General features: G+C 65.1%; 1 protein-coding gene. It reads right to left on the bottom strand.

Annotated elements, in window-relative coordinates:
- Positions 1 to 384: DUF1206 domain-containing protein (locus K9U41_RS23120; RefSeq protein ID WP_282643177.1), on the bottom strand; the 384-nt coding region annotated here is incomplete at its 3' end.
- Positions 385 to 478: the final 94 nt, after the last annotated feature.

Genomic DNA, 478 nt, shown 5'->3' with positions numbered 1-478 from the left:
GTAGCCGACGAAGCCGTAGAGGATGGCCTTGCCGGCGGCGTTGGCCTTCTTGCCCCACTTCTTGAGGTCTTCGTCCTCCTCGTTGTGGCCGAAGGCCGCGTCGAGCAGCTTCCAGACCACCAGGGACGCCATGCCGAAGACGATGACCCAGAGCATGATCTCGCCGAACGGCTGCTGCGCCAGCTGGTGCATCGCGCCCTGGTTGTTGGCCTGGCCCTCTCGGTCACCGAAGGCCAGCTGGATCGCGAGCCACGCGATCATCAGGTGCACCACGCCGTAGGCGATGAAGCCGATGCGGATGGCGTAGTCGAACCACTGGCTGTCCTGGGTCTGACGACCCTTCTGCTCGGCCGTGTTCCTGGCCCGGTCGGTCATCTCTCCCATGGCGGCCAACCTAGCGGCGCAGAATCCTGCGTGGCCCACCCCCAGGTATGTCAGGTGAGGATGTGGTCCTTGGCCCTGAGCATCGCTCCGAGCA

This window comes from Xanthobacter autotrophicus, assembly GCF_029991245.1.
Classification (GTDB): domain Bacteria; phylum Pseudomonadota; class Alphaproteobacteria; order Rhizobiales; family Xanthobacteraceae; genus Xanthobacter; species Xanthobacter autotrophicus_C.
This window is presented reverse-complemented; position numbering and strand designations above follow the sequence as displayed.